Annotated in this window: 21 protein-coding genes and 1 pseudogene; 11 read left to right on the top strand and 11 right to left on the bottom strand. The window is 46.2% G+C overall.

From position 1 onward, the window contains the following. Positions 1-225: 225 nt before the first annotated feature. The 3 genes and pseudogenes from KV201_RS05715 to KV201_RS05705 all read left to right on the top strand — a co-directional run bounded on the left by KV201_RS05715 (position 226) and on the right by KV201_RS05705 (position 2,070). Entirely contained in the window at positions 226-984 is a 759-nt protein-coding gene (locus KV201_RS05715) for a hypothetical protein (protein WP_226058771.1), read from the top strand. 63 nt (positions 985-1,047) lie between these two features. Continuing rightward, positions 1,048-1,434: pseudogene (locus KV201_RS05710) on the top strand (transposase); the annotation flags it as partial. Positions 1,435-1,722: 288 nt separating this feature from the next. Further along, positions 1,723-2,070, top strand: a complete 348-nt coding sequence (locus KV201_RS05705; RefSeq protein WP_006080873.1) for a hypothetical protein — start codon at positions 1,723-1,725, stop codon at positions 2,068-2,070. Positions 2,071-2,227: 157 nt separating this feature from the next. Here KV201_RS05705 and KV201_RS05700 read toward each other — a convergent pair whose 3' ends face one another. The 7 genes from KV201_RS05700 to nadK form a co-directional block, all read right to left on the bottom strand. After that, entirely contained in the window at positions 2,228-3,406 is a 1,179-nt protein-coding gene (locus KV201_RS05700; protein ID WP_226058770.1) for an AAA family ATPase, read from the bottom strand. Between the two features lie 598 nt (positions 3,407-4,004). Next, positions 4,005-4,574, bottom strand: coding sequence for an LUD domain-containing protein (locus KV201_RS05695; RefSeq protein ID WP_011846278.1), 570 nt, complete (start codon positions 4,572-4,574; stop codon positions 4,005-4,007). Between the two features lies 1 nt (position 4,575). Next, entirely contained in the window at positions 4,576-5,970 is a 1,395-nt protein-coding gene (locus KV201_RS05690) for a lactate utilization protein B (RefSeq protein ID WP_226058769.1), read from the bottom strand. Positions 5,971-5,980: 10 nt separating this feature from the next. After that, positions 5,981-6,724 carry a (Fe-S)-binding protein gene (locus KV201_RS05685; RefSeq protein WP_006080877.1) on the bottom strand — a complete coding sequence of 248 codons (744 nt, stop codon included), beginning with the start codon at positions 6,722-6,724 and terminating at the stop codon, positions 5,981-5,983. Positions 6,725-7,034: 310 nt separating this feature from the next. After that, positions 7,035-9,839, bottom strand: coding sequence for an FAD-binding and (Fe-S)-binding domain-containing protein (locus tag KV201_RS05680; protein WP_226058768.1), 2,805 nt, complete (start codon positions 9,837-9,839; stop codon positions 7,035-7,037). Positions 9,840-9,903: 64 nt separating this feature from the next. Further along, entirely contained in the window at positions 9,904-11,547 is a 1,644-nt protein-coding gene (locus KV201_RS05675) for an L-lactate permease (protein ID WP_006085150.1), read from the bottom strand. A 1,055-nt stretch (positions 11,548-12,602) separates the two neighbouring features. Beyond that, on the bottom strand, positions 12,603-13,481 hold the full coding sequence (gene nadK / locus KV201_RS05670; RefSeq protein ID WP_012588194.1) for an NAD(+) kinase: 879 nt from the start codon (positions 13,479-13,481) through the stop codon (positions 12,603-12,605). 100 nt (positions 13,482-13,581) lie between these two features. On the opposite strand from nadK, the gene grpE reads away from it, so the two are divergent. Continuing rightward, on the top strand, positions 13,582-14,202 hold the full coding sequence (gene grpE / locus KV201_RS05665; protein ID WP_006080881.1) for a nucleotide exchange factor GrpE: 621 nt from the start codon (positions 13,582-13,584) through the stop codon (positions 14,200-14,202). A 173-nt stretch (positions 14,203-14,375) separates the two neighbouring features. On the opposite strand, the gene dxs is transcribed toward grpE, so the two are convergent. The 3 genes from dxs to xseB are packed head-to-tail and all read right to left on the bottom strand — an operon-like array spanning position 14,376 to position 17,389. Then, positions 14,376-16,244, bottom strand: a complete 1,869-nt coding sequence (gene dxs / locus KV201_RS05660; protein ID WP_006080882.1) for a 1-deoxy-D-xylulose-5-phosphate synthase — start codon at positions 16,242-16,244, stop codon at positions 14,376-14,378. Positions 16,245-16,265: 21 nt separating this feature from the next. Continuing rightward, positions 16,266-17,147 carry a (2E,6E)-farnesyl diphosphate synthase gene (ispA, locus tag KV201_RS05655; protein ID WP_226058767.1) on the bottom strand — a complete coding sequence of 294 codons (882 nt, stop codon included), beginning with the start codon at positions 17,145-17,147 and terminating at the stop codon, positions 16,266-16,268. Between the two features lie 2 nt (positions 17,148-17,149). Next, entirely contained in the window at positions 17,150-17,389 is a 240-nt protein-coding gene (gene xseB, locus KV201_RS05650) for an exodeoxyribonuclease VII small subunit (protein WP_226058766.1), read from the bottom strand. 314 nt (positions 17,390-17,703) lie between these two features. Between xseB and pomA the strand changes: the two genes are divergently transcribed. The 3 genes from pomA to thiI all read left to right on the top strand — a co-directional run bounded on the left by pomA (position 17,704) and on the right by thiI (position 21,324). Further along, positions 17,704-18,471 (top strand): flagellar motor protein PomA, encoded by a 768-nt coding sequence (gene pomA, locus KV201_RS05645; RefSeq protein WP_006080885.1) that lies wholly within the window; start codon positions 17,704-17,706, stop codon positions 18,469-18,471. A 3-nt stretch (positions 18,472-18,474) separates the two neighbouring features. Continuing rightward, complete coding sequence (locus KV201_RS05640) at positions 18,475-19,407, top strand: flagellar motor protein MotB (RefSeq protein ID WP_006080886.1); 933 nt, start codon at positions 18,475-18,477, stop codon at positions 19,405-19,407. A gap of 462 nt (positions 19,408-19,869) precedes the next feature. Beyond that, the gene (gene thiI, locus KV201_RS05635) at positions 19,870-21,324 is read left to right on the top strand and encodes a tRNA uracil 4-sulfurtransferase ThiI (RefSeq protein WP_006080887.1); all 1,455 of its coding nucleotides are present in this window, start codon (positions 19,870-19,872) and stop codon (positions 21,322-21,324) included. Positions 21,325-21,455: 131 nt separating this feature from the next. Here the strand turns inward: thiI and KV201_RS05630 are convergent, their stop codons facing one another. Continuing rightward, positions 21,456-21,698, bottom strand: coding sequence for a hypothetical protein (locus tag KV201_RS05630; RefSeq protein ID WP_006080888.1), 243 nt, complete (start codon positions 21,696-21,698; stop codon positions 21,456-21,458). A gap of 211 nt (positions 21,699-21,909) precedes the next feature. Between KV201_RS05630 and KV201_RS05625 the strand changes: the two genes are divergently transcribed. The 4 genes from KV201_RS05625 to rlmM all read left to right on the top strand — a co-directional run bounded on the left by KV201_RS05625 (position 21,910) and on the right by rlmM (position 25,161). Further along, entirely contained in the window at positions 21,910-22,821 is a 912-nt protein-coding gene (locus KV201_RS05625; RefSeq protein WP_006080889.1) for a transcriptional regulator GcvA, read from the top strand. After that, complete coding sequence (locus KV201_RS05620) at positions 22,802-23,446, top strand: alpha/beta family hydrolase (RefSeq protein ID WP_226058765.1); 645 nt, start codon at positions 22,802-22,804, stop codon at positions 23,444-23,446. The genes KV201_RS05625 and KV201_RS05620 overlap by 20 nt, the downstream gene beginning before the upstream one ends. A gap of 58 nt (positions 23,447-23,504) precedes the next feature. After that, positions 23,505-23,897: a DUF423 domain-containing protein gene (locus tag KV201_RS05615; RefSeq protein WP_006080891.1), complete on the top strand. Its 393-nt coding sequence runs from the start codon at positions 23,505-23,507 to the stop codon at positions 23,895-23,897. 178 nt (positions 23,898-24,075) lie between these two features. Then, positions 24,076-25,161, top strand: coding sequence for a 23S rRNA (cytidine(2498)-2'-O)-methyltransferase RlmM (gene rlmM, locus KV201_RS05610; protein WP_011846285.1), 1,086 nt, complete (start codon positions 24,076-24,078; stop codon positions 25,159-25,161). Positions 25,162-25,388: the final 227 nt, after the last annotated feature.

Genomic DNA, 25,388 nt, shown 5'->3' with positions numbered 1-25,388 from the left:
TATTGTGAGCTGTTGTGGCAATTTTCTAGCATGTTCGCTCGGTTTGATGGTTATTTCTGGCACGCCAATGTGCATAGAGGCTGGTATATCTTTTTTGTGAAATTAAGCTCATGCAGCCTCGATTTGTGTGTCGTTATGATCCTTGGGATGGTCATATACATAAAATTTAATCGAATCTATATCTGGTATTTCTCTTATTGAATTCCTGTATTTCTTGAGGTATTTATGTGCAATTTTTTCATCTACGGTTTTGTTCTACTTCTCTTTCCAATGACTCTCTTTGCTGATGACAATATTTTCTATCATAAAAACGTTATTTATTACAATGGTGACATTAACCAACATGGTTTTGAGAGAGTTAAATATATTCACTCTCAACATCCTGATGTTACTCGAATAACATTCAATAGTTTTGGTGGGTATGCTGATGTCGGCATTGATTTTGCAAATTGGATTTTGAAGAGAGGCTTAGATATTGAAGTTGATAAATATTGTATATCTTCATGTGCTAACTATCTTTTCTTAGCGGGTAAAAATAAATATTTAAACAGAAAATCTTTTCTTGGTTGGCACGGTGGGATGTTTCAATTTAAAAATGAAAAATTAACTTCAGTTGGTATTTATAAAATATTAAATTTTTCAAATGACTGCAATAGCAATGCATTATCAGACATATCTTTAATTACGCCAATAGACAAGGTTATGGATGAGTGTCTTTTCTTTAAAGAAATCAATGTGAATATGCTTATTACTGTGTATGGCCAAGTTAAACCGGTAATTTTTTATAGTGAAAAACAACAACTTTGGAGTTATACAGTCGAGGCTCTGGCATATTTTGGAGTGAAAAATATAGTTTTATTAGATGATAAGTGGACTCCAGAAAAAATTATTAAAGGTAGATTAGTTACTTATTTCGAGTTAGATGAGATAGAAAAGCAAGTTATAACATCAAAGTTTGTAAGTGAAGCATTTATATCCTACTGATGCGGAAACTAGCGAAGGAATACAGAGACACTCGAGGAATATAGCGAATATAGGAATACACAGACACCCCGAATCGACCATACCAGTATCCAGCTGCGCATTCGGGCTACATTAAGAGGTGAGCAGCCAAAAAATCTATTGCCTTTTATCGGTAATGAACACTAGAACCAGCCCAATGGCATTGCGTTTTCCTTAGCGGATTACCTTGAATTGGTAGATAATACAGGTCGAATCATCCGTAATGATAAACGCGGTGCTATCAGTGAAAATAGCGCCAAGTTACTGACAAGATTAAATATTCCCCATGACAATTGGCTCAGGCTCACTACTGGGTTTGGCACGCTATTTCATGGCTCAGTGGGTACGCTGCAAGAACTGACCGATTACTGCGAACATTTAGAAAAGCGACGGCACTTTGCGGCAAGCTGTCAGTACTTTCACAGCAACTAACTGTAATCCTGCTTAACCAAGCCAATCACTGCCCATTTGTTTTATTGGGTGGGTTAGCATGTCTAAAATACACCAGTTTTTTAATGAGTTAGCTCATTTTTATGCCTCAGCTTTAGCCCTTCAACTTTTAATGACTCTAATTTAAGCAATTTTTGCTCGTACAAGTTGTAGACAAACCAAAAGTGCATTATGTTGTTGATCTAAAATGGATGGCCAGATTTTTGCGTTATCCAAGTAGCTCGAATCGCTCACTACGTTTCGCTAATCATTAGAACTTAAGGTCAAATTATGCAAACTGTTCGTGGTTTAGAAATAAGCCAAAAAGTATTACTTGGTGAAGAAGCGTTTATCAAATATAAACGTGAAAATAGAAAATGGTACGCAATCTTGTGCATGGCTCTAGTTTCCATTTTTATCATGGTTGCCTTCGCCATTATCAATAAAGAGTTGGAACTTGGGATTTACATAGGAGCCTTACTGTTTGTGTATTGTATTCCTTTAGGTGTATTAGCATCCAAAAATAAAAGTAGCCCTGCCATATGGGTTTTATTTACTTTACTTTTTACACCAGTTTTGGGTTTCGTTTTTTCTCACGCTTTAATGACAAGAAAAGGTTTCAAGCATGAGTGGCTTTAAGCTCTGATGAATACAAAGACACCCAGCGCTTTATAGTGCAGTTGTTAATCTCTGACTATGCTTGGGTTAAGCATTAAACAAGGAGGCTTGTATGCCGCGCCCTCGCAGAACTCAGATAAGTGTTGAAGACACTCCCGTCTATTACAGAGAAAGAGGGTTACACTGGCTTACAACACACACCATATCTTAAGTTCGCTCTGCGATGGAGTTCATAGACTTCACAACCTAACAATGGCTCAGTTCTATTAAGAACTGCGCCAAAACGCTCAAAGTAGTCTTCATTAACCTGTTTTGCACTAATAAGTGGTACTTCAATACTGACATCTACACGACCTTTACGTATCAACGCTGGGTCAAGATTATCAGGATGATTTGTGGTCATTATTACAAGGCAGTCATCAAGAGGAATGATTCCGTCTAACGCGTTTAGAACGCCACCTAAAGTGAGTGGTGGGTTATCTGCATTGCTTTCAGCAGTTCGTGATACCGTAGCCTTTACACAGTCACAGTCCTCGATTAACAACATAGCTCCGGGCGGTACTTTTCTAATAGCCTTATGAATAGTGGCATCATTTACAGTCGATAGATTCAATATGTATAGATCGCGATGATACTCAACAGCTAACGCCCTCGCTATACCCGTCTTACCCGTACCCGTTTTTCCATGTAACAGTATGGTTAGCTTACTTACAACCGATTCCCCCCTACTTGCGAAGTCATCAACTTCCCCCATCAACTCCTGCTTAAACCCTTCATCTAGCACTAATTCACTAAAACCCGATGATTTCAATATGCCATAGCGACACCATTCTGTTTCTTCGAAAATATTAACTTTTGGCTCAGTAGAGATGTCTCCACGAGTATCTTCTAAAAAACTATGTAGTTTATCTTTTGCCCACCATGGTGCACTTACAGTAATAGTATCGTATGCCGTCGTACTATCGACCTTAGATCGGGTCGCCAACATGATACAACCATGGTATTTAAACAGGTGCATACCGTAGCCGATAGACTTAACACTGACGCGCCCGTCGTAACTCATACTATAGTCAAAGTACACAGCCTCAGAGATAGAGCGTGAAAAAAACGGAATGGTAGTATTACTGATCAAAAAGGACAGTTTATTGAATACCTCTGTGCGCGCCTGATGGCTATCGTCGATAGTGAGCCGCACAAACAGCAGGCAACTGAGCCAACTTAACAGCTTCGCGGGGACATCTTTTAGCATGTAGCCTACGAGTCCAATTAACGTTAATGTTAATACTCCAACAATGATAGCCGTCAACAAAGGATCACCATTGGTGAGCGCCTTTATTTGTAGTAATACCTCGTTCATTTACTCACCTTTACTATAAATGCCTAATAGACATAGTCGAGAATACAGCCAACCGAGTCGAGGTTACTACCAAGGTATCCTCAGTATGTGCGCTATCGCACGTGGTTAAAGCGACTTGATAAAGATCTCCTACTTATCACTAACGATTGCCTTAGGTCGTAGCGATATCACACTTTAAATCAACATCTTGATATTAAACTTATATTTAAGCGTTCACTAACGTACGCAGATAAATGTCAGAGATGGCGCCGTTCATCAAAGAGCTGGATGGCGCGGCCTTGCATCCACGGATTGACTTGCACAACATCCGTGTTTAACTGCCAGTTCGCCATATATGGCTCTCGTTCATCAGCTTGTCGTTCATAAGCTTAGAGGCCCTAGGTTTTTATTCACCGAGTCGGCGAGTGAATGCCATGGCAAGCCTGTAAACTACTTGTCAATAAACGTTAATTGGTAAGCTGTGTTAGTGGTTTATCAGCCTACAACTCAAATATCATTCTGCGCAGTCTCAATAAGAAAGCCGCTAATGAAGGCGGCTTTCGTGATTCGATTGTCCCGTAACCTTTGAATTTTCTTGGTTACATTAAATCTATAGGCATCAGAGCAAATACACGTTCAAGCTGCAGGCGCCGTGGGCACCGACGACGAGGGCTTGTTCGATATCGGCGGTTTTTGATGGACCCGCGATAAACACCCCGAACTCACCTGAGGCTAGCGTGATTTCTTTAGCTGCCTGATGTAGGGTCGGCACAATCTTATTCGCTGGCAGGGCTAAGATCAGGTTTTCACAGATAAAAGGCGTGACTCTGTGGCCTAAATTCTTATTGTTCACCCAAATGGCACCGTTTTCGGCAACGCCAATGTCACCTGGGATCACTGCATAATCTATGTTTTTGAGCTCGTGGGCAGTGGGTGGCATTTCACGGTTTGCCGTGACACCCTCTACAAGGGAGATGACCTGTAACCCTTGGGCGATATGTTCATCGACTTTGGCTTGCAGGGCGACTAAGCCACCTTCTTTATGCAGCGTACCCGCGACCGTATTGAGGTTGGTCTCGAACTGGCCGACGAGATTGTCACGTCTTGGCGTCACATCTATGCTTGGCATAGGATGATTTGTTAAGGCCGACAGTTTGAGCGCATTGAGAATTTCAAGTTTACTAGACATCTTATAGGCTCCTGTGTTTCTTAAACCAAGCTTCGAAGCTGGAGTTCGGGGCGACGGGCAGTTCACGGTATTTACCCCATGCACCACTAAAGGGTTTTAACAGACTACCCGGTAGAATGCGCAGCGCGGTTCTCGCCACACTCATAGAGCAGTTCAGCATGGTTTCGCTTGCCATAAATTTACCCACTAATGGCATGTAACTGTTTTTGCCATAGGGGAGTTTTCCTGCTTCGGCCTTAAGGCGTCTGTGGTGGAAAATAATCTTATCGAGCGGCACTTTAGTCGGGCAGATATAGGTACAGCTGCCACACAAGGTACAAGCCCAAGCAATCGAGTTAGTGTCATCAATCTTAGCGCCCACTGCGATGCCAATTGGGCCCGGAATGGTGTAGTTGTAGCTGTAACCGCCAGAGCGACGATACACAGGACAGGTATTGAGGCAACCACCACAACGGATACACTTCAATGATTCTGCAAGGATTTTATCCTTGAGCATCTCAGTGCGGCCGTTGTCGACGATAATAATATGCATCTCACCTTCGGGCTGTGGGCCACGATAAAAGGCGCTGTAAGTCGTGACAGGTTGGCCCGTGGCGTTGCGCGCCAGTGTGCGTAGCAAGACGGCTGCGCTATCGATATCGGGCACCACTTTGTCGATACCCATTGAATGCAACTGCAACTTAGGCAGGTTAGCGCCCATGTCGGCGTTGCCTTCGTTGGTGCAAACCACCACGGCGCCTTTATCGGCAATCGCCATGTTTACGCCTGTCATCGCGGCATCGGCGCTAAGGAACTGTTCACGCAGGTGGGCACGGGCGGCGCGGGTTAAATACAAGGGATCGGATCCCCCCGCTTTAGTGCCGATTTTTTCATGAAAGAGTTCGCCGACTTCTTCTTTCTTCATATGAATCGCGGGCACGACTATGTGTGATGGCGGCATTTTAGCGAGCTGAATAATCCGCTCACCTAAGTCGGTATCGATGACTTCAATGCCGCGCTGTTCTAAGTACGGATTGAGGTGGCATTCCTCGGTCAGCATAGACTTAGACTTCACCAATTTTTTGACTTTATGGCGGGATAAAATGTCATGGACGATGCGATTGTGCTCGGCGCCATCTTTGGCCCAATGGACTTGTATGCCGTTGGCGATACAGTTTTGTTCAAAGGTTTCAAGATATTGAGCAAGATGGGTTAGTGTGTGCAGCTTAATTTCTGAGCCTAACTGACGCAGTTGTTCCCATTCTGGGATGCTACCCGCGGCGCGGTCGCGTTTTTCTCTGAGCATCCACAGGGCTTTTGAATGCCAGTCGACACGGGTTTCGTCGCGGCAAAAAATATCGGCTTTATGGGCATGGACCTGTGAGCCTTGAGCCCCGTGATTATGATTGTAAGCCATGGTGAGTCTCCTAGAGCGCGGCGTTCAGCACTTGCGCTATGTGGCGAATTTCAATCGGCAATTGCTGTCTGCGGATCATGCCATCGAGGTGCAATAGGCATGAGGGATCAAAACCCACCACATACTCAGCACCGGTTGCAGCATGGGCTTGGGCCTTGTCTTTGCCCATTTTGGCCGACACTGCGCCTTCATCGACAGCGAAGGTGCCACCAAAGCCACAGCACTCGTCACGGCGGTCGGGATACACTATGTCTATGCCGGTAATATTGGCGAGCACAGCTTCGACTTTGTTGAATCTTGGCCCCATTTGCTCACTCGGTGTGGCGAGGTTTAGCATGCGGATACCATGGCAACTCAGTTGCAGGCTGATTTTGTGCGCAAAGGGCTTGGTAAAGGCGGGGATCGGCGCGATATCGTGTAAAAACTCAGTCAGTTCATAGAGTTTGTTGATCACAGCTTGTGCTTCTGGGCTGCTATCAAACTCGTGGAAGTTTTCTTTGGCGGCCACTAAGCAAGAGGCGGCAGGGCAAACAATAGCGTCGCATTCCACTCCCTTAAAGGCGTTGAGCAATTTAAGGGTGGTGCTGCGCGCTGCATCGAAGCAACCTGAGTTTGTCATTGGCTGGCCACAGCATGTTTGACCCGCGGGTAGAATCACTTGGTGCCCGAGTTTCTCTAATAATTCCAAGGTGGCAATGGCAACCTCTGGCATCATTTGATTGACTAGACACGGGATGAAAAGGGCGATTTTCATTGTGTTTTCTCTTTCTTGTTAGTGAACGACATTGCCTTGCTGTGCGACCCCAAAGTCCACACAAATGCTAAGGTAGTTGATCAAATATAGGCCTATCTATGCGGAATAAGTAGCCCTAATTTAGTAAATGAACTTGTAGATTTTTGCAAAAATGAGAATATTTTAACTTGCTGATTATGTTGGTTTAAAAATGTATATCTTCCGCTTTAGATTTATCAATAATATTAAAAAATGAATAAATGAGAATAGTTCGCTTATATAAACAAACGGGGCTAAATATCGCCCCGTTGTTTACTATTGTCATACCAGATTAGCGGCTGCACTCTTCGAGCAGATAAGCCAAGTGGCGATAGGAAATGCCACTGTGCTGAGTGAGGCCAACCTCACACATACGGTTGGCGTAATAGCCTTCCTTAATCTCGACAGGAATGAGCTTTTTGATATTACGCAGCGCGCTGGCATTGATTTCAGGCTTATACAAGCCTTTTTCACCCGCGTAACCGCAGCAGTCAATTCCCGCCGGTTTGAGCACTTGCATAGAGCAGGCATCGGCAATCGCTTGCATCTTAGGCTCAAGTTTCATCTTGCGTGCGCTACAACCTAAGTGCAGTGCCACATTGACTTTTTTGCTGATGTTGAGCTTAGTCAGCAGGTTGTCATGCATAAACTCAACTAAGTCGATAATCTGCACTTTTGGATTACCCGACAAAGTCCGGTAAGTACAAGACAGCGCATCGACGACCACAGGCAGCTTGCCGCCATTGGTCATCTTGCTCACCGCATCGATAAGCTCTTGGCGTTTGGCATCGGCGTTTTTAAAATCGCCCTTAGACTCCCACATTTGGCCGCAGCATAAATCGCGGGTTTTCTCAGGTGTAATCACGTTATAACCCGCGCGTTCCAGTAGCGTCACGACCACTTCTGGCAAAGTGCGGTTATCGGGATCTTTAGGTGTTGGACCAAAGGTTCTGCCGCCACAGGCTGGGAAGTAGACCACAGTTTCTTGGCCTACTTTTGCAGGTGATGGTTTTGGCAGCTTGCCGCCTTTCGGGAAATCAGGATTCCAATACGGCACTTCTTTAGAAATCAGGCGGCCGGTTTTCATCAGCGCACTGGTGATGCCATCGCCGGTGATCTTGTGGATCACGCCGAGCATGTCAAAACCTGAGCTGATCACTTGGTTTACTGCGCCAAAATGTTTGGCTTGGAAATCTAATACTTTCTGTTCAGTGGTACTGATGTACGGCGTGCGCAGTTTACGCACCAGTTGGCCCATGCTGTTATCCACTGGACACGCAATAGTACAAAGCTGACACGCAGCGCAGGTATCAACTACATCGTATTTAGCGGCGGCGCGCATTTCGGCTGCAGCGGCTTTATCGCCAGACTGCTCTAAGCGCTCGATTTCACGCAAAGTAGCAATACGTTGACGCGGCGAGAAGTTAAGTGCCGATGTTGGGCAGGTTTTTTCGCAGAATCCACATTCGATACACTTATCGACAAAATCATCGACCACAGGGCAGGGCTTAATGTTTTTCACATGCACTGTGCTGTCATCGTTCAAAATAACGCCGGGGTTGAGCATGCCTTCGGGATCGAAAATATGCTTGATGCGTTTCATCAAGGTGTAGGCATCGGCGCCCCATTCCATTTCAACAAAGGGCGCTACTGCGCGTCCCGTGCCGTGCTCGGCTTTCATTGAACCGTCGTACTTGTGGATCACCATTTCGGCGACATCTTGCATAAAACCTTGGAAACGTTCGATATCGGCTTGCGATGCAAAGGTCGGCGTGATGATAAAGTGGAAGTTACCCGCTAATGCATGGCCGTAAATCACCCCTTCTGGGTAGCCATGCTTGTTGAATAATGCGGTTAAATCCGCCGCCGCTTCGGCTAAATGTTCAACGTTAAAGGCCACGTCTTCGATAATAACTGAGCTGCCCTTTGGACGTTCGCCGCCAATAATTGGGAACAAACCTGAGCGCATTGCCCAGTATTTGCTGTAAACACTGGCATCGCTACTGAAGGTAATGGGGCGTTCAGTTTTAAGGTGTGACAGTTTGGCAATTATATCTTGGGTGTAGGTTTCTAAGGTTTGCGCATCGTTAGCGCGGGATTCAATCAGCAGAATTGCAGCACCTTCAGGTAGTGTGCTCAACCAATCTGGCATGCCTTTTTTGCCTGTCACGGCTTTGATGGATGCCCAGTCGAGTAATTCGGCGGCGGCAACACTGTCACCAATAATCGGCGGAATTGCGCTCGCTGCATCCACCATGTTAAAGAATACTGCCATGGCGGAGGCTTTAAATTTGGCTTCATCGACTGTGTGGTAAGTGACTTCTTCCACAAAGGCTAAAGTGCCTTCTGCGCCGACAATCAAGTGGTTAATCAGCTCGAAGGGATCTTCGAAATCCACCAGCGAATTGATGCTGTAACCTGTGGTGTTCTTGATGGAATATTTTTTACGAATGCGCTGGGCGAGGACTTCATTGCTGCGGGTCAGTTTTGCTAACGCAGTCAACGAGTCTAATAATTCGCCATGGGATTGGGTAAAGGCCGCTTTGGATTTGTCGCAGCCTGTGTCTAATTCAGAGCCATCGGCAAACAAGAGTTTGACTGATGCTATGGTTTGATAGCTGTTTTGAGCCGTGCCGCAGCACATGCCTGAAGCGTTGTTGGACACAATACCGCCGACCATAGCCGAGGTTAATGTGGCTGGATCTGGGCCTATCTTTTTATTCAATGGCTTAAGTGCAGCGTTGGCATCGGAGCCTATCACGGCCGCGCCAAGGGTGATCTTGTTGCTGTCTGGGCTGACTTCTATGGTTCTAAAACCATCGTGGCCTAAGATCAGCAATATACCATCGCCAATGGCTTGGCCCGATAAACTGGTGCCAGCAGCGCGAAAGGTAACAGGGACCTTGTGAGCGCGAGCAATGGCTAGGGTGTGTTTTGCCTGCTCGAGATTATCAGCATGAACAACAATTTCTGGCACTATGCGGAAATAACTCGCGTCGGTAGACCAAGCGAAGCGGCGAACAGGATCATTGGATACTGCGGACTCGCCGAGCAGTTTAATTAAGTCTTTATATACAACGTCATAATTAATTGACATAAGGCTACTCTCTTAACGCTAAAAATGACCAAGGCCGCCGTAGCGACCTTAGTTTTCAATGGGCTTAGAAACCACCCCAAAGGGTAGCAATAGTGCCCGCAAGTAATGCATAACCAATGGCGACTGGCATGGTTTTACGGATGATTTCTGACTCTCTACCCGCCATACCGACTACCGTTGCAGCCGCAACCACGTTCATCACACACATCATGTTACCCGCGTTCGCACCTATGCCTTGTAGGGCAAGGACGAGAGCGTGGTTCATGCCGATATTGTCAGCCACACTGTACTGTAGGCCTGAGAACATCATGTTGGAGAAGGTTGCTGAACCCGATAGGAAGGCACCAAAAATACCGACGATAGGCGCCATCCAAGCCCATACTGCGCCCATGGAACCTGCCAACATATCTGCTAATGCGACAGGCATAGAGGCTAGGCCCGCACCATTCACACCTGAGTTTAAGAAGATTTTCACCATAGGCACGGAAGCACCTAATGAAATAATGGTAGGTAACATGGATTTACATGACACACCGACCGTTTGCTTAATCGCAGGGCTTTTCATTTTGAACAGGAAGAAACCTAAGATACACACGGCAACGAAGAAGGCACCAGGCGCATATAGTGTAGCAAAGCTCGCCTTAAGTTCTGTGCCCATCAAGCCCGTCCAGCTGATGTTAAAGCCAGATAACCAGGCTTTTAGCGGTGCAACGGTACGTGACAGCACTAACAGCGCAGCCATGATGATGTAAGGTGTCCAAGCGGCGATTTGGGAAAATTTAGCTGTGGTTTCCACTTTGGCGGTTTCTTGGTTGTCATTTTCGGCAAAATCATTCCAAGCGGCTTTAGGCAGTAAGTAGCCTTTGCGAGCGACTGGGATCACCATTGCCATACCGATTAAAGAACCGATAACCGATGGGAATTCTGGGCCAGCAACATAGTTGATGATCCACGCTGGAACGGTAAACGAAAGACCTGCAAAAATCGCAAATTTCCAAATCGCTAAGCCTTCTTTGAAGGATTTATTGCGACCAAAGAAGCCTGTCAGAATCGACACCATCACTAATGGAATTAACGAACCTGTGATTAAATCGATAGTGATCATGTGCATTGCAATAAACTGCGCAAAGTCAGCATAGGTGCCGCCATGTTCAGCAATTTGCGCCGCAGCCATGCTTACGCCGCCTTGGGTCAAGCCTTGCTCCATACCAAAGAGTACAGGTAGACCAATCGCGCCGAAGGACACACAGGCAGAGTCGGCAATCAAAGCAACAACCGCTGCGGCAACCGGTGGCACGCCAAGCAGTACGAGCAGTGGTGCGCCAATCGCGGCGGGCGTACCAAAGCCAGCACTGCCTTCGATAAAGGCACCAAATAACCAACAGATGATGATCACTTGCACACGGGCATCGGCGCTGATGTTAGTGAAACCTGCGCGGATAGTGTCCATCGCACCTGAATATTTCAGGGTATTCAGTAGGAACACAGCACCAAAAATGATGGTTAAAGGTGTGATGGCTGAGAGCAGTCCTTCGAGGACCGATGCCGCCAGTAATGTGGTATCCATTTGCCAAATAAACACAGCGGCGAGCGCAGTGACTAGCATGGAAATGGGCATAGCCTTTGATGCGGGCATTCTGAGTAATACTAGAAATAGCATTACACTGAGCACAGGCGTCAAGCTGGCGAGGAGTTGAAGTATTGTCATGCTTGCCTCTTCATAAAGTGGTCTGTCTTATTATTGATATTAGAATTTTTCATCTGCCTTCATGTCGACTTCCCAGACCGATAAATCAGCAGTTAATACTGCAACGAGTTATGGTCTCGACATTCTGTGTTGTGTACTAGACGCTATTGTGGGCTTGACTAATATGATCTAGATCATCTTGGCTGCTATATGAAATGCTAATTTACAGTGCTGCGGGACACTTCTCTCAGGGGATTTATCTATCTGTGACAGTGATCACTTAGACGGCTAGGCGTATATCTATTTCGATTATATTAAATTTAAGTTATCGGTATTTTAGTTATTAAAACTAGAGTTATCACTCAAGTTGATGGTCATTATTGCAATTAACTGATCCATTTATTTCATTAATAGGCTGTTATTGGTTTTTTAAGACATTTTTAAGGTGTGATTAAGGTCGCATAGGGTGATGCTGCTTAATTGGTGAAGTTACGCTGATTTATTTCAAGTCGTTGTTATAGTTGATTAATTTTGTGGTTTTCAGGTGGTTTTTTATAGTGATCTAGATCACTATTTTAAATGGTGGAGTTTTCTTGTGATGCATGTCACTTAATTAATTTTACTTTAATATGAAATTAAATAACCGTTATTTAAGTTACTTTCAGTTTATTTGAGCGAACAGCGCGCCATAAATGTCGATGATATTGAGCGGCTAACGCAAATGTTGAAATTAAAAGTCACCGCTTCTAATAGCTTAAGCTGAATTATTGAGAGTACAGGGCTAAATTGAGGCGAAAAGTTTACGTAATAAAGCGAATAAATGCTGTGCTAACTTTTATCAGACTGGTTAGTGATATTAATTCGCAAATGCGATGGATGAGAATGTCAGCTCGTTTATTTAATCTAATGGGTAGTTCACTCACTATTATCTCAATGAGATCTTCTCGTATTTAGCCGCCGTTTTTTCTGGGGATATAGAAGGAATAAAAAAGAGACGGGATACGTCTCTTTTATGGGGATTTAGGTAAATTATGGGAATAGGGCCAATTATGGGAATCGGACAAATATGCACTGGCTTAAAACAACTTGCTGCCCCAGCCTAATTTGGTCCGCAGCACGTGGAAATAGTTGTGCCCTTTAGGATGGATCAAGCGTAACCGTTCTGAGCTGCGGCGCACTATGATTTCATCGCCCGGTAACACGGCTAAATGCACGTGGCCATCACAGCTGACTTCGAGGTTCTCGCCATTGTCCGGAGACACCACCATTTTAATGGTGCTGCAGGCATCGACGACAATCGGGCGGCACGACAAAGTGTGCGGGAACATAGGCACTAAGATCAGGGCCTGCAGATTAGGCGTCAGGATAGCGCCGCCAGCGGAGAGGGCATAAGCCGTCGAACCTGTAGGCGTTGACACTATCATGCCGTCGGCACGCTGGCTGTACATGAACTGATCGTCAATATAGACCTCAAACTCAATCATGTGGGCAATTTTACCCGGATGGAGTACGGCTTCGTTGACAGCGGTATTGCTCGCCTTGAGCATACCGTGGCGATAGACTTCGGCTTCGAGTAAGAATCTATGCTCGGTATCAAACTCACCGTCGAGGACTTTGGCGAGTGCTTCTTCAAAGGCATCGGGCGGCAGGTCGGTTAAGAAGCCTAAATTGCCGCGGTTAACGCCAATCACGCCTAAATCGAAGCGGGCTAATACCCTAGCTGCGCCAAGCATGTTACCGTCACCACCGACGACTATGGCTAAGTCGCAGCGCGCGCCAATTTCTAGTAAATCGACCGCCTCGATATTGGGCCCTAATTCGGCAGCAACACGCTCTTCCACTAAGACTTCAAAGCCTTGCATTGTCAGCCAATGATGCAGACGTTTTAAGGTTTGGTTGGTCCCTTGGTGATGAGGTTTGCCGATAAGGCCGATAGTATGAAACTTTGTGGTCATATTTATGCTAGATCTGGCCTTAGGCCTTGAAACGTCAAAATTGATCCCCATAATATGCCCAGAGTATTTCAGAAACAAAGCATTTTTAGCTGGAGTGAAAATGAGCAACGAATCGATTAAAGCAGAACAGGATCTGATCCAAGAGGGTGTAGAGTCTGAAGTATCTACCGCAGAAGCAAGTCTGATCGATGAGCTTACCCAGGCCAATTTCCGTATTGAAGAGCTGGAACAGTTACTCGCTGAAGCTTTGGCGAAAGTTGAAGAGCAGAAGGATTCAGTCATCCGCGCCGCAGCCGAAGTCGATAATATTCGTCGTCGTGCCGCAATGGATGTGGAAAAGGCGAACAAGTTTGCCTTGGAAAAGTTCGCCAATGAACTGTTGCCAGTACTTGATAACATGGAGCGCGCATTGATGGGGACTAACCCAGAAGATGAAGCGACTAAATCGATTTATCAAGGTGTTGAGTTAACTCAAAAAAGCTTACTCACTGCGGTGGCTAAATTTGGTGTTAAGCAAATTGATCCACAAGGTCAGTCATTTAACCCAGATCAACATCAAGCGATTGGCATGCAGCCAAGCGCTGAGTTCCCTGCGAACACTGTGATGTTGGTGATGCAAAAGGGTTATGAGCTGAACAGTCGCTTGCTGCGTCCTGCTATGGTAATGGTGTCACAGGGTGGCCCTAACCAAGAAAGCGCAACGATAGATATCGAAGCTTAAGCTTTATTGGATCAGCCGCTGTTATAACAGACAGCAACAAAAAAGGACTGCAATTGCAGTCCTTTTTTTTATGGGCGGAATATGTGCAAAATATGGGCGGAATCTATATTGGTAAGACTTAGCACCTTACCGAGATAAGCTAGTTCTACCTATTCCGCCAACTATTGAGCCATTTATTGTGCTAGATAAGCATTGATTTGCGCCAGTATACCTTCGGCATCCAGTTGCAAATCATGGGTGACTTCCTCTGGCGAGCCATGTTTGATGAATTCATCTGGCAAACCAATTTGAAGCACGGCTTTAGGCATTCGCAGCTTTTGAAGCTGCTCAAGCACGCCAGCACCAGCGCCACCCATAATGGCGTTTTCTTCCACTGTGACGAGCACTTCGTGGGTTTGCGCCATCTCTTTGACCAAATCAACATCAAGTGGTTTCACAAAGCGCATATCAACAACCGTTGCATCTAAGCTTTCGGCTGCGGTTAATGCTGAGGCTAACAAGGTGCCAAAGTTGAGTATGGCAATGCGCTTGCCCACACGTTTGATCACGCCTTTACCAATCGGTAATGCCGTCATCGCTTCGACTTGCGTCGCTCCCGTGGCACAGCCCCTTGGATAACGCACTGCACTTGGGCCTGCATCATAGCAATAGCCAGTGTAGAGCATTTGACGACATTCATTTTCGTCCGACGGCGCCATGATCACCATGTTGGGGATGCAACGCATAAAGCTTAAATCGAATGCACCTTGGTGAGTTGGACCATCGGCACCGACAATACCGCCACGGTCAATAGCAAACAATACCGGTAATTGTTGCAGCGCCACATCATGAATTAGCTGATCGTAGGCGCGTTGCAGGAAGGTCGAGTAAATCGCCACCACAGGCTTAAAGCCTTCACAGGCAAAACCTGCTGATAGGGTGACAGCATGCTGCTCGGCAATCGCCGCATCGAAATATTGTTTCGGGAAACGCTGGGAAAACTCTACCATGCCCGAGCCTTCGCGCATCGCAGGCGTAATCGCTAATACTTTCTCATCTTGCTCGGCGATGTCGCATAGCCATTTACCAAAGACTTGAGAAAAGGTCGGCAAACCGGGTTTGGTGGCCGGCTTTTTAAACAGCGACGGGTCAAACTTAGGCACCGCATGCCAACCGATAGGATCTTTTTCAGCAGGTTCATAACCACGACCTTTCTTCGTCATGATGTGCAGCACCTGTGGACCTTTAAGATTGCGCATATTGCGCATGGTCTCGACCAGAGCATCAACATCGTGGCCGTCGATAGGACCGATATAGTTGAAACCTAACTCTTCAAATAGGGTGCCAGGAACGACCATGCCTTTGAGGTGTTCCTCAGTGCGTTTGGCCATTTCTTTGATGACGGGCATGCCTTTCAACACTTTCTTGCCGCCTTCGCGCAGCGTAGTGTAGAAACGGCCTGACATCAGTTGTGCTAAATGGTTATTGAGGGCGCCGACATTTTCAGAGATCGACATTTCGTTGTCGTTCAACACCACGAGCATGTCATTGTGCAAGTCGCCAGCGTGGTTCATGGCTTCAAACACCATGCCGCCTGTCATAGCGCCATCGCCGATCACGGCAACGACTTTACGACCCGCTTGCTCTTTTTCTGCGGCAATCGCCATCGCCAGTGCGGCGCTGATAGACGTACCTGAATGCCCAACGCTGAAAGTATCGTATTCACTTTCTTCACGCCATGGGAAAGGATGCAAACCATCTTTTTGTCTAATGGTGTGCATCTTGTCACGACGACCCGTAAGAATTTTATGGGGATAAGCCTGATGGCCCACATCCCAAATCAGCCGATCAAAAGGGGTGTTGTAGACATAGTGCAGCGCAACAGTGAGTTCCACTGTGCCGAGCCCAGAGGCAAAATGTCCGCTGGATATGCCAACAGACTTAAGAAGGAACTCGCGCAGTTCATCGGCTACTTGTGGTAAAAGTGCCTGAGGAAGCTGGCGGAGTTCATTGGGGGTGTTGGCCTGTGCCAACACGGGAAACTGAGAAATGTCCAAACTCATAGCGAGATACTTCGACTCTTATTATATTCTTCGCTCAATGATATAGCGGGCGAAGTCTGCAATTAACTGGCTATTGTATGGCAATTTAGCCAGCGCTGATAGTGCCTCTTGGATCAGTTGTTTGGCGGTGTCTTGTGCACCTTTTAGTCCAAGTAGTTGTGGAAACGTACTCTTATTCGATTCAGTATCAGAGCCTTGCGGCTTACCGAGTTCTTCGGTGGTGGCTACGATGTCGAGGATATCGTCTTGTACTTGGAAGGCGAGTCCGACCGCACGGGCAAAATCCATCATAGCAGCATACTGATCTTTTGGCGCGTTCGCGGCGATTAACGCTAACTCAACAGCGCAGCTGATAAGGGCGCCCGTTTTCATATTATGTAGCTGAGTTAATGCTTTAAGATCAATATGTTTATCTGTTGAGGCTAAGTCTATCGCTTGGCCGCCACACATGCCACGATAACCTGAGGCTTTTGCCAATACTCTGACCATAGCGATATGTTGCTCGCTGCTGATCCCTGGTACCGCTTCTGTGACAATTTCAAAGGCTAAGGTCTGCAGTGCATCCCCAGCTAAAATGGCGGTCGCTTCATCAAAAGCGATATGCACTGTGGGCTGACCACGGCGCAGTTCATCATCATCCATGGCGGGTAAATCGTCGTGGATCAATGAATAAGCATGGATACATTCAATGGCTGCGGCGCAAGCATCTAATTTTTCGAGCTCGACCCCAAACATGCGTCCGACACTGTATACAAGGAAAGGTCGAATGCGTTTGCCACCCAATAAGGCGCCGTAAGTCATGGCGGCTTTTAATTGGGGAGCAGTATCTTCAAGCGTACTAAAACGCTGTTTTAATTGATTATCAACCCGTTGTTGATATTCTTGAATGGCACTGACTAACACGCTTATTCGCCCTCAACGGCATAGGGGGATAGGGGCGCATTTTCATCTTGTTTCAGTAAAATGGCCGCTTTTTGTTGGGCTTGTTCGAGTTTTGCTTGGCTATTTCGAACCAGATTGATGCCACGTTCAAATTGTTTTAACGCGTCATCGAGGGAGATATCGCCTTGTTCTAGATCGGCAACAATGCGCTCGAGCTCGCCAAGGGATTCTTCAAAACTGAGATTTTCGGGTTTCTTCGCCACGTTTATGCTTCCTTTGATTTAGCGGACACAAGGTATATCAGGGCGGCTTTAGGGTCAAATTCAGACTAAAGATATTTGTTCAATAGCACGCTTTGTTACTGAAATTTTTTCAGAAAATATAAATTGTCGCTAAACTTGCTTAGTGTGTGTCCGATAACTGACAATAGTATCATCATTTGTATGGTAATTTTTAACTGGATAGACAAGGCTCGCATGTGTGTCGGTGGGATTATCTTACTCAGTGGAACAACTGAGTGTTATTGCTTACCTAGGGTAAGTATTATGTCGTTTATTACGAAAATTGAGGAGCCGTTGTGGATTTAGCAACAGTAATTGGAATTGTGGGTGCCTTTGGTTTTATCCTCGGGGCAATGGCCACCAGCGGCGGTTTAATGATTTTCGTTGATGTACCCTCGATTCTTATTGTTTTCGGTGGGTCCTTCTTCGTGGTGATGATGAAGTTCACTCTTAAACAGTTTTTTGGCGCGGTAAAAATCGCCGCTAAAGCGTTTATTTTTAAGATTGATAAGCCAGAAGATTTGATTGAACAGTCCGTGACTATGGCTGATGCCGCCCGTAAAGGTGGTTTTTTAGCCTTAGAAGAAGCGCAGATTACTAACAGCTTTATGCAAAAAGCCGTCGATATGCTTGTTGATGGTCACGATGGTGAAGTGGTGCGCGCGGCCTTAGAGAAGGATATTGCGCTGACCGAAGAGCGCCATCGTACAGGGATCGGCATTTTTAGAGCGTTTGGTGACGTAGGTCCGGCAATGGGCATGATAGGTACGCTGGTGGGTCTTGTGGCCATGCTGTCAAACATGTCAGATCCTAAATCCATTGGCCCTTCAATGGCGGTGGCCTTGTTAACCACCTTATACGGCGCTATGGTCGCCAACATGGTTTGTCTTCCTATCGCGGATAAGTTAACGCTTAGGATGGGTGAAGAAATGCTGAACCGAAACTTGATTATGGATGCGGTATTGGCGATTCAAGACGGACAAAACCCACGGGTGATTGAAGGCTTCTTGAAAAATTATCTGGCTGAGAAAAATCGCAAAATAGATACAACGGACGGAGAGTAGCCCATGGCTAAGGCTAAGTGCAACTGTCCACCGGCCGGAGCACCGATGTGGTTGGCGACCTTTGCTGACTTAATGTCGCTGTTGATGTGTTTCTTCGTGTTGTTATTGTCATTTTCCGAAATGGACGTAATGAAGTTTAAGCAGATCGCGGGCTCAATGAAGTATGCCTTTGGTGTGCAAAATAAGGTGGAAGTCAAAGATATCCCGAAAGGGACGTCTGTTATTGCCTTAGAATTTAGACCAGGACGTCCCGATCCCACGCCGATTGAAATTATCAACCAGCAAACCAATGAAATGACGGAACCTGTATTGGATTACCAAGCGGGTGAAGACGACAGTGCTGGCGGCGTTCAGCAGCAAAGTGGTTCTCAGCGTGGTGGTGAAGCCACTGCAACGGCGCAGGAAGTGGCCGATGCGGTTAAAGCCGAAGCGGCAGCGGCGCAGGATAAGATCAATCAAGAAGTGAAGAAGATGGCGCAGGAGCTCAATAAAGAGATCACCGATGGTGCGATTGAAATTGAGTCCTTAGGTCAGCAGATTATTATCCGTATCCGTGAGAAGGGCGCATTTGCCTCTGGTTCGGGCTTCCTTCAACCACGATTTAAGCCTGTGGTGCGCTCTGTTGGCGAACTGCTAAAAGATGTGCCGGGGATTATTACGGTATCGGGTTACACGGATGACATGCAAATCAGCGATGAGCTTTATAGCTCTAACTGGGATTTATCCAGTAAACGCGCTGTGGCTGTGGCCCACGAGTTGGTGCAAGTCAAAGGCTTTGATTCTAAACGGATGAAAGTGGTGGGCATGGCGTCTAATAACCCGATAGTGCCTAACGATTCACCGGAGAATCGTGCCCGTAACCGCAGGGTGGAAATTGCCATTGAGCAAGGTAAAGCGAAGGAATCTGATGAGATTCAGGTTGGTAATTCGCCTTAGGTAGCTTGGTACTCACTGAATCTAAAGCCGCAATCTTGTTGCGGCTTTTTTACTGGGCTAAGGTAGACGTTTCCCTTTTTTACTAACGCTTTATGCATCAAAGCGCTGTGGTTGGTTTGAATCCATTTGGGCTTTACGCCAATTGCAGAGAGTGTGTAATCCCTAAGCTTTCTTCAAGCTTACCTCAACGACGTATCTCAAATAATTCATCTCAAATAACTCATTTCAAACAGAGCAATTTTAACTAAGTGAATAGGCTTCACTGACATTATCCCGACCGAATTCGCTTAAAAATCCCGCCGTGACTTAATTACTAATACGCCATTAATCCGCCATGAATGTGGCTTGTGTGGCTGTTTGCGATGCGCGCTGAAACTCGCATTTTTAGGTCGCTTGGGTATATAATCCCCCGATTATTCTTTTAACCAATTTTGCTGTTTTAAAATTGCCCGCGGAAATCCCATGAAGTTTATTGTAAAGCTGTACCCAGAAATCATGATGAAGAGCAAACCCGTAAGGATGCGCTTCACCAAAATGCTCGAAACCAACATACGTAATGTGCTCAAAAAAGTCGACGAAGACGCTAAAGTTCAACGTCAGTGGGACCGCATTATGGTTATGGTACCAAAGGATAAGCCTGAGTTGGCCCAAGCCTTCGGTGAGCGTCTGGCGTGTATTCCTGGCATTGCACACGTAGTGCAAGTGGATGAGTACAGCTTTGAATCTGTGGACGATATTTATCAGCAAGTCTTGCCTGTTTACCGTGACCAACTCGCGGGTAAAACCTTCTGCGTGCGAGTGAAGCGCACTGGCGATCACGATTTTAATTCTATCGAAGTGGAGCGTTACGTCGGCGGCGGCTTAAATCAGTTTACCGATGCTTTAGGTGTGCGTTTAAAGAATCCCGATATTACCGTTAACCTTGAAATTGAACGCGATAATCTTTACATGGTCACTAAGCGTATTGAAGGCTTAGGCGGTTTCCCGATGGCGACGCAGGAAGATGTGTTGTCTTTGATTTCAGGTGGTTTTGACTCTGGTGTGTCTAGCTATCAGTTTATCAAAAAGGGCGCGCGTACCCATTACTGCTTCTTCAATCTTGGCGGCGCACAGCACGAAATTGGTGTTAAACAAGTGGCTTACCATTTGTGGAAAACCTACGGCGAATCCCACAAGGTGAAGTTTATCTCTGTGCCTTTTGAGCCTGTGGTCGCTGAGATTTTAGAGCGTATCGATAATGGCCAAATGGGCGTTGTGCTTAAGCGTATGATGATGCGCACTGCGGCGCGTATTGCCGACCGTATGGGCATTCAAGCCTTAGTAACCGGTGAAAGTTTAGGCCAAGTATCGAGCCAAACGCTGACCAACTTAAACGTGATTGACCGCTGTACTGAGCTGTTGATTTTACGTCCGCTGATCGCCATGGATAAACAAGACATTATCAACGAGAGCCGTAAAATCGGCACCGAAGATTTTGCCAAGTCTATGCCTGAATATTGTGGCGTGATTTCGCAAAAGCCGACGGTTAAAGCAGTATTAGCGAAAGTTGAAGCGGAAGAGAAGAAGTTCTCTGAAGATTTGATCGATCAAATCATCGCCCAGTCTGTCACTATTGATATCAGGGAGATCGCAGAACAAATGGATACTCGGATTACTGAGACTGAAACGGTCGCCAGTATTGATACCAACCAAGTGGTCATTGATATTCGCGCCCCTGAAGAAGAGGAAAGCAAACCGTTGCAAATTGAAGGCATTGAGATTAAACGTATCCCATTCTTCAAGTTAGCGACTCAATTTGCCGATCTCGATAAGCAAAAAACCTATTTGCTGTATTGTGAGCGTGGGGTGATGAGTAAATTGCAGGCATTGTATTTAATCGAGCAAGGCTACACTAATGTCAAAGTGTATCGCCCATAAATCCATGCAAACTTGCCCACTGACATGTCTTGTCAGTGGGATGTGCCCATAGAGATTGAATACAAAAAAGCCGCATATTAATGCGGCTTTTTCTTTTGGTCTTCGTGGTGAAAACCTGAATTTATGTTGTCTTATAAGCTATTAGGCTTAACGACCTGCTGATTTGATGCGACATCATCTGCGGCAATCAATAGTGTGGCTTCTTGCAGCACTTCTTGGTGCATTTTATTCATTGCAGCGGTTAAGTCTGCAGTGATACTAGCTTGTAAGTCGCTAGTATCGATGACGATTTCGTCAACGAGTACATTAGCACTGGCATTTAAGCTGAGTGCTGAAATTATCGCTAACGCAAACGCTGATTTTAAATTAAACATAGTCGCCTCCGGGCTGACAAATTAACGCTGTCAGACATTCCCATCACCAACTTTGAGATTGTCCAACTAGGGTGTTTCATAGATATAAGTGTTTCGTGGATACCGCTGTTTCAATGGCGCAAAATTTAACCAAAATCACTGGCCTTTACAAACGATTAAATGTAACAATACGGATTAGAAAAACTAATTAAAAAATGAGACTGAGATCACTATGTCCAGACGATTACCACCGCTTAATGCGGTTAAAGCATTTGAGGCAGCCGCGCGGCATTTGAGCTTTACGCGCGCAGCAGAAGAATTGTTTGTTACGCAGGCTGCGGTGAGCCATCAAATAAAGGCATTAGAAGATTTCCTCGGATTAAAATTATTTCGCCGAAAGAACCGTTCTTTGCTTTTAACCGAAGAAGGGCAGAGCTACTTCCTCGACATCAAAGACATCTTTATTCAACTCGCCGATGCTACCGACCGATTACTCGCCCGCAGTGCGATTGGCTCGCTGACGGTCAGTATGTCGCCCAGTTTTGCAATTCAATGGTTAGTGCCGCGTTTGGCAAAGTTCAGTGAGAAAAATCCCGATATCGACGTGCGTATTAAAGCCGTCGATACCGAAGCCAGCTCATTAACCGATGATGTGGATGTGGCTATTTATTATGGTCTAGGCAATTGGCCTGGCTTGCGTGCCGATAAGCTCAGAAACGAAGTGCTCATTCCTGTGTGTTCGCCTATGTTACTCAATGGTCCTAAGCCGTTGTCAAAACCGAGCGATTTAAAATATCACACGCTATTACATGATATGAATCGTCACGATTGGCAGGCGTGGTTTAGACAATGTGGGATTAACGATATTAATGTGAACCAAGGCCCCATTTTCAGTCATTCGTCCTTGGTATTGCAGGCGGCGGCCCATGGTCAAGGCGTGGCTTTAGGTTACAGCGTACTGGCGCGTCCCGATATAAAAGCGGGGCGTCTCGTGTGCCCATTCCAAGAAGTCTTGGTCAGTAAAGATGCTTACTACTTGGTTTGCCAGCAGAATCACGCTGAACTTGGTAAGGTCGTCGCGTTTCGCGAATGGATGTTAGATATGTTTGCTGAGGAGTCGCGTAGTGAGTTGTTGCCCGGATAAGCCAAGTTTTGTATTAGAGGGTGAGCCTGCGAGCACAATGATTTTATTAGCCCACGGCGCGGGCGCTAACATGGACTCTGAGTTTATGCAGGCCATGTCGGCGGGGCTTGTGGCTAAGGGCTACCAAGTGATGCGTTTTAATTTTCCCTATATGCAGGCCAATGCCGTCGATGGTAAACGGCGTCCACCGGACCGCGCGCCTAAATTGCTCGCGAGTTTTACACAGATGCTCGATATAGCCCATTCACAACCTAAGGTCGAGCGTGTCGTACTGATGGGCAAATCCATGGGCGGACGTATGGCAGCGTTATTAGCCTGCGATCCCGCATTAGCGGCGCGCATCGATAGAGTCATTTGTTTAGGTTACCCCTTTGTGCCACTTAAAGGCGGCGAGCCTAGATTGGAACCTTTGAATGAATGCCAAGTCCCAGTATTAGTCGTACAGGGCGAGCGGGATAAGTTTGGTGGCAAAGAGCAGATCCCAAATTGGCCCTTGAAGGCAGAGATAGGATTGGCTTGGATAACCGACGGCGATCATAGTTTTGTCCCAAGAAAGTCGTCAGGCACCACTGAAGCGGCTAACCTTGCACGTGCCATTGATTTATCTAGCGATTTTATTGGTTAGCTTAATGTTGAGCGAATGAATGTTGAATGAGCTAAGCCCATTCCAGCAGGAGAATTAAATGCGTAAAGGTCTATTGTTACTCGCCGCCGTGAGCGGATTCTTAGCCGTCGCCTTAGGGGCTTTTGGTGCTCATGGTTTAAAAGCAGTCGCACCACCGGATTTGATTGACGTGTTTAATCTTGGGGTGCAATACCATTTCTACCATACCTTCGCCTTAATCATGGTTGCCTTTTCGGGCCAATGGTTAACCTCACGTTTATTGGATTGGTCGGCGTATTTGTTTATTGCAGGCATAGTGTTGTTTTCTGGCTCGTTATACGGACTGGCATTGTTCGGCACTAAGTGGCTTGGCCCTGTTACGCCGATGGGCGGTGGGTGTTTCTTACTCGGCTGGTTATTATTTGCTGCCGCGGTATGGCGCCATAAAGTCATTGACGGTCACGAGTCTTAATCTCGAATGTCAATGTGAGTTAACAGGCTTAGGGCGCACCTAAGCCTTTTTTATTTCTCCAATCGCAATTCAAAGTTCCGCAAGTAGGCAAATAGGGCATTTGTGGATTGAAATTGGTATACTGACGCCCAAATCGATAGTCAGCCAATGCTTTGGCTTGGATTTCTCAGGGATCCCCATGAAAAACCTATTTTTATTTTGCCGCGCAGGCTTTGAAAAAGAATGCGCTGCAGAAATCCAACAGCGAGCCGGTGAGCTCAATGTGGGCGGCTTTGTTAAGGCCAACAATAACGACGCCTATGTCGTGTACCAATGTTTTGAAGATGACGCCGCAGATACGTTAGTGAAACAACTGCCTTTAGATTCGCTCATTTTCGCTCGCCAGATGTTTGCTGCCAGCGACTTATTAGTCGACTTGCCTGAAAATGACAGAATAAGCCCAATCGTGGCGGCACTCAGTGACGTCAGCAAAGCGGGTGAAGTTCGAGTTGAAACGCCAGATACTAACGAAGCGAAAGAGCTATCGGCTTTTTGCCGTAAGTTCACTGTGCCTTTACGCCAGCATTTGAAAAAATCTGGCAGTTTGCTCGCGCAGGAAAATCCAAAACGTCCGATTATCCACGTGTGTTTTATCGGACCCGGCCGTGCCTATGTGGGTTATTCCTACAGCAATAACAGCTCGCCACATTTTATGGGTATTCCACGTCTGAAAATGGCGGCGGATGCTCCGAGTCGTTCTAGCCTAAAACTCGATGAGGCCTTTGGCCAGTTCGTGCCGAAGGAAGAGCAAGAAGAGCGTATTCGCAGTGGCATGAATTCAGTGGATTTGGGCGCTTGTCCTGGTGGCTGGACTTATCAACTGGTGCGTCGTGGCATGTTTGTGTCGGCTGTCGATAATGGTCCCATGGATGAGAAACTCATGGAAACGGGCCAAGTGAAACATTACCGTGAAGACGGTTTCCGTTTCGAGCCACAGCGCAAAAACATCTATTGGCTAGTGTGCGACATGGTTGAGAAACCAGCGCGTGTTGCTGAACTGATTGAAGCTTGGGCGATTAACGGTTGGTTTAAGGAAGCGATTTTCAACCTTAAATTACCGATGAAAAGCCGCTATAAAGAAGTCACTGCCATTCTTGAGACCATGCAGACCATTCTTAAAGAGAACGGCGTGACCGATTTTAAAGTGCAGTGTAAGCATCTTTATCACGACCGTGATGAAGTGACAGTGCATTTATGGCTGCGTCCTAATACCGCGTGGAATTAATTCCTGCGAAACTCTGCAGTGATATTGCTGTCGTTACTCGCGAACGTTACTTAGGTACGCTAATACGGTAATCGTCAGGCGGGTTTAAAAAACACGCAGTTTTAAAGCCATGCAGGTTTAAAAGCCAGATAATAAAAAGCCCCAAAGGAAACTTCGGGGCTTTTTCGTGTTTACTCATTTGAGTTTCAAGCGCTTACTTCTTATGAAGCTTATGCTTGAACAAAAGC

Origin of the sequence: Shewanella sp. SR1 (assembly GCF_020447145.1) — a bacterium.
GTDB classification, from domain to species: Bacteria; Pseudomonadota; Gammaproteobacteria; order Enterobacterales; family Shewanellaceae; genus Shewanella; species Shewanella baltica.
This window is presented reverse-complemented; position numbering and strand designations above follow the sequence as displayed.

Excerpts from the sequence above, each read along its gene's own strand:
- KV201_RS05715 (WP_226058771.1), top strand. The coding sequence starts at position 226 with ATGTGCAATTTTTTCATCTACGGTTTTGTTCTACTTCTCTTTCCAATG.
- KV201_RS05705 (WP_006080873.1), top strand. The coding sequence starts at position 1,723 with ATGCAAACTGTTCGTGGTTTAGAAATAAGCCAAAAAGTATTACTTGGT.
- KV201_RS05700 (WP_226058770.1), bottom strand. The coding sequence starts at position 3,406 with ATGAACGAGGTATTACTACAAATAAAGGCGCTCACCAATGGTGATCCT.
- KV201_RS05695 (WP_011846278.1), bottom strand. The coding sequence starts at position 4,574 with ATGTCTAGTAAACTTGAAATTCTCAATGCGCTCAAACTGTCGGCCTTA.
- KV201_RS05690 (WP_226058769.1), bottom strand. The coding sequence starts at position 5,970 with ATGGCTTACAATCATAATCACGGGGCTCAAGGCTCACAGGTCCATGCC.
- KV201_RS05685 (WP_006080877.1), bottom strand. The coding sequence starts at position 6,724 with ATGAAAATCGCCCTTTTCATCCCGTGTCTAGTCAATCAAATGATGCCA.
- KV201_RS05680 (WP_226058768.1), bottom strand. The coding sequence starts at position 9,839 with ATGTCAATTAATTATGACGTTGTATATAAAGACTTAATTAAACTGCTC.
- KV201_RS05675 (WP_006085150.1), bottom strand. The coding sequence starts at position 11,547 with ATGACAATACTTCAACTCCTCGCCAGCTTGACGCCTGTGCTCAGTGTA.
- nadK (WP_012588194.1), bottom strand. The coding sequence starts at position 13,481 with ATGACCACAAAGTTTCATACTATCGGCCTTATCGGCAAACCTCATCAC.
- grpE (WP_006080881.1), top strand. The coding sequence starts at position 13,582 with ATGAGCAACGAATCGATTAAAGCAGAACAGGATCTGATCCAAGAGGGT.
- dxs (WP_006080882.1), bottom strand. The coding sequence starts at position 16,244 with ATGAGTTTGGACATTTCTCAGTTTCCCGTGTTGGCACAGGCCAACACC.
- KV201_RS05640 (WP_006080886.1), top strand. The coding sequence starts at position 18,475 with ATGGCTAAGGCTAAGTGCAACTGTCCACCGGCCGGAGCACCGATGTGG.
- thiI (WP_006080887.1), top strand. The coding sequence starts at position 19,870 with ATGAAGTTTATTGTAAAGCTGTACCCAGAAATCATGATGAAGAGCAAA.
- KV201_RS05630 (WP_006080888.1), bottom strand. The coding sequence starts at position 21,698 with ATGTTTAATTTAAAATCAGCGTTTGCGTTAGCGATAATTTCAGCACTC.
- KV201_RS05625 (WP_006080889.1), top strand. The coding sequence starts at position 21,910 with ATGTCCAGACGATTACCACCGCTTAATGCGGTTAAAGCATTTGAGGCA.
- KV201_RS05615 (WP_006080891.1), top strand. The coding sequence starts at position 23,505 with ATGCGTAAAGGTCTATTGTTACTCGCCGCCGTGAGCGGATTCTTAGCC.
- rlmM (WP_011846285.1), top strand. The coding sequence starts at position 24,076 with ATGAAAAACCTATTTTTATTTTGCCGCGCAGGCTTTGAAAAAGAATGC.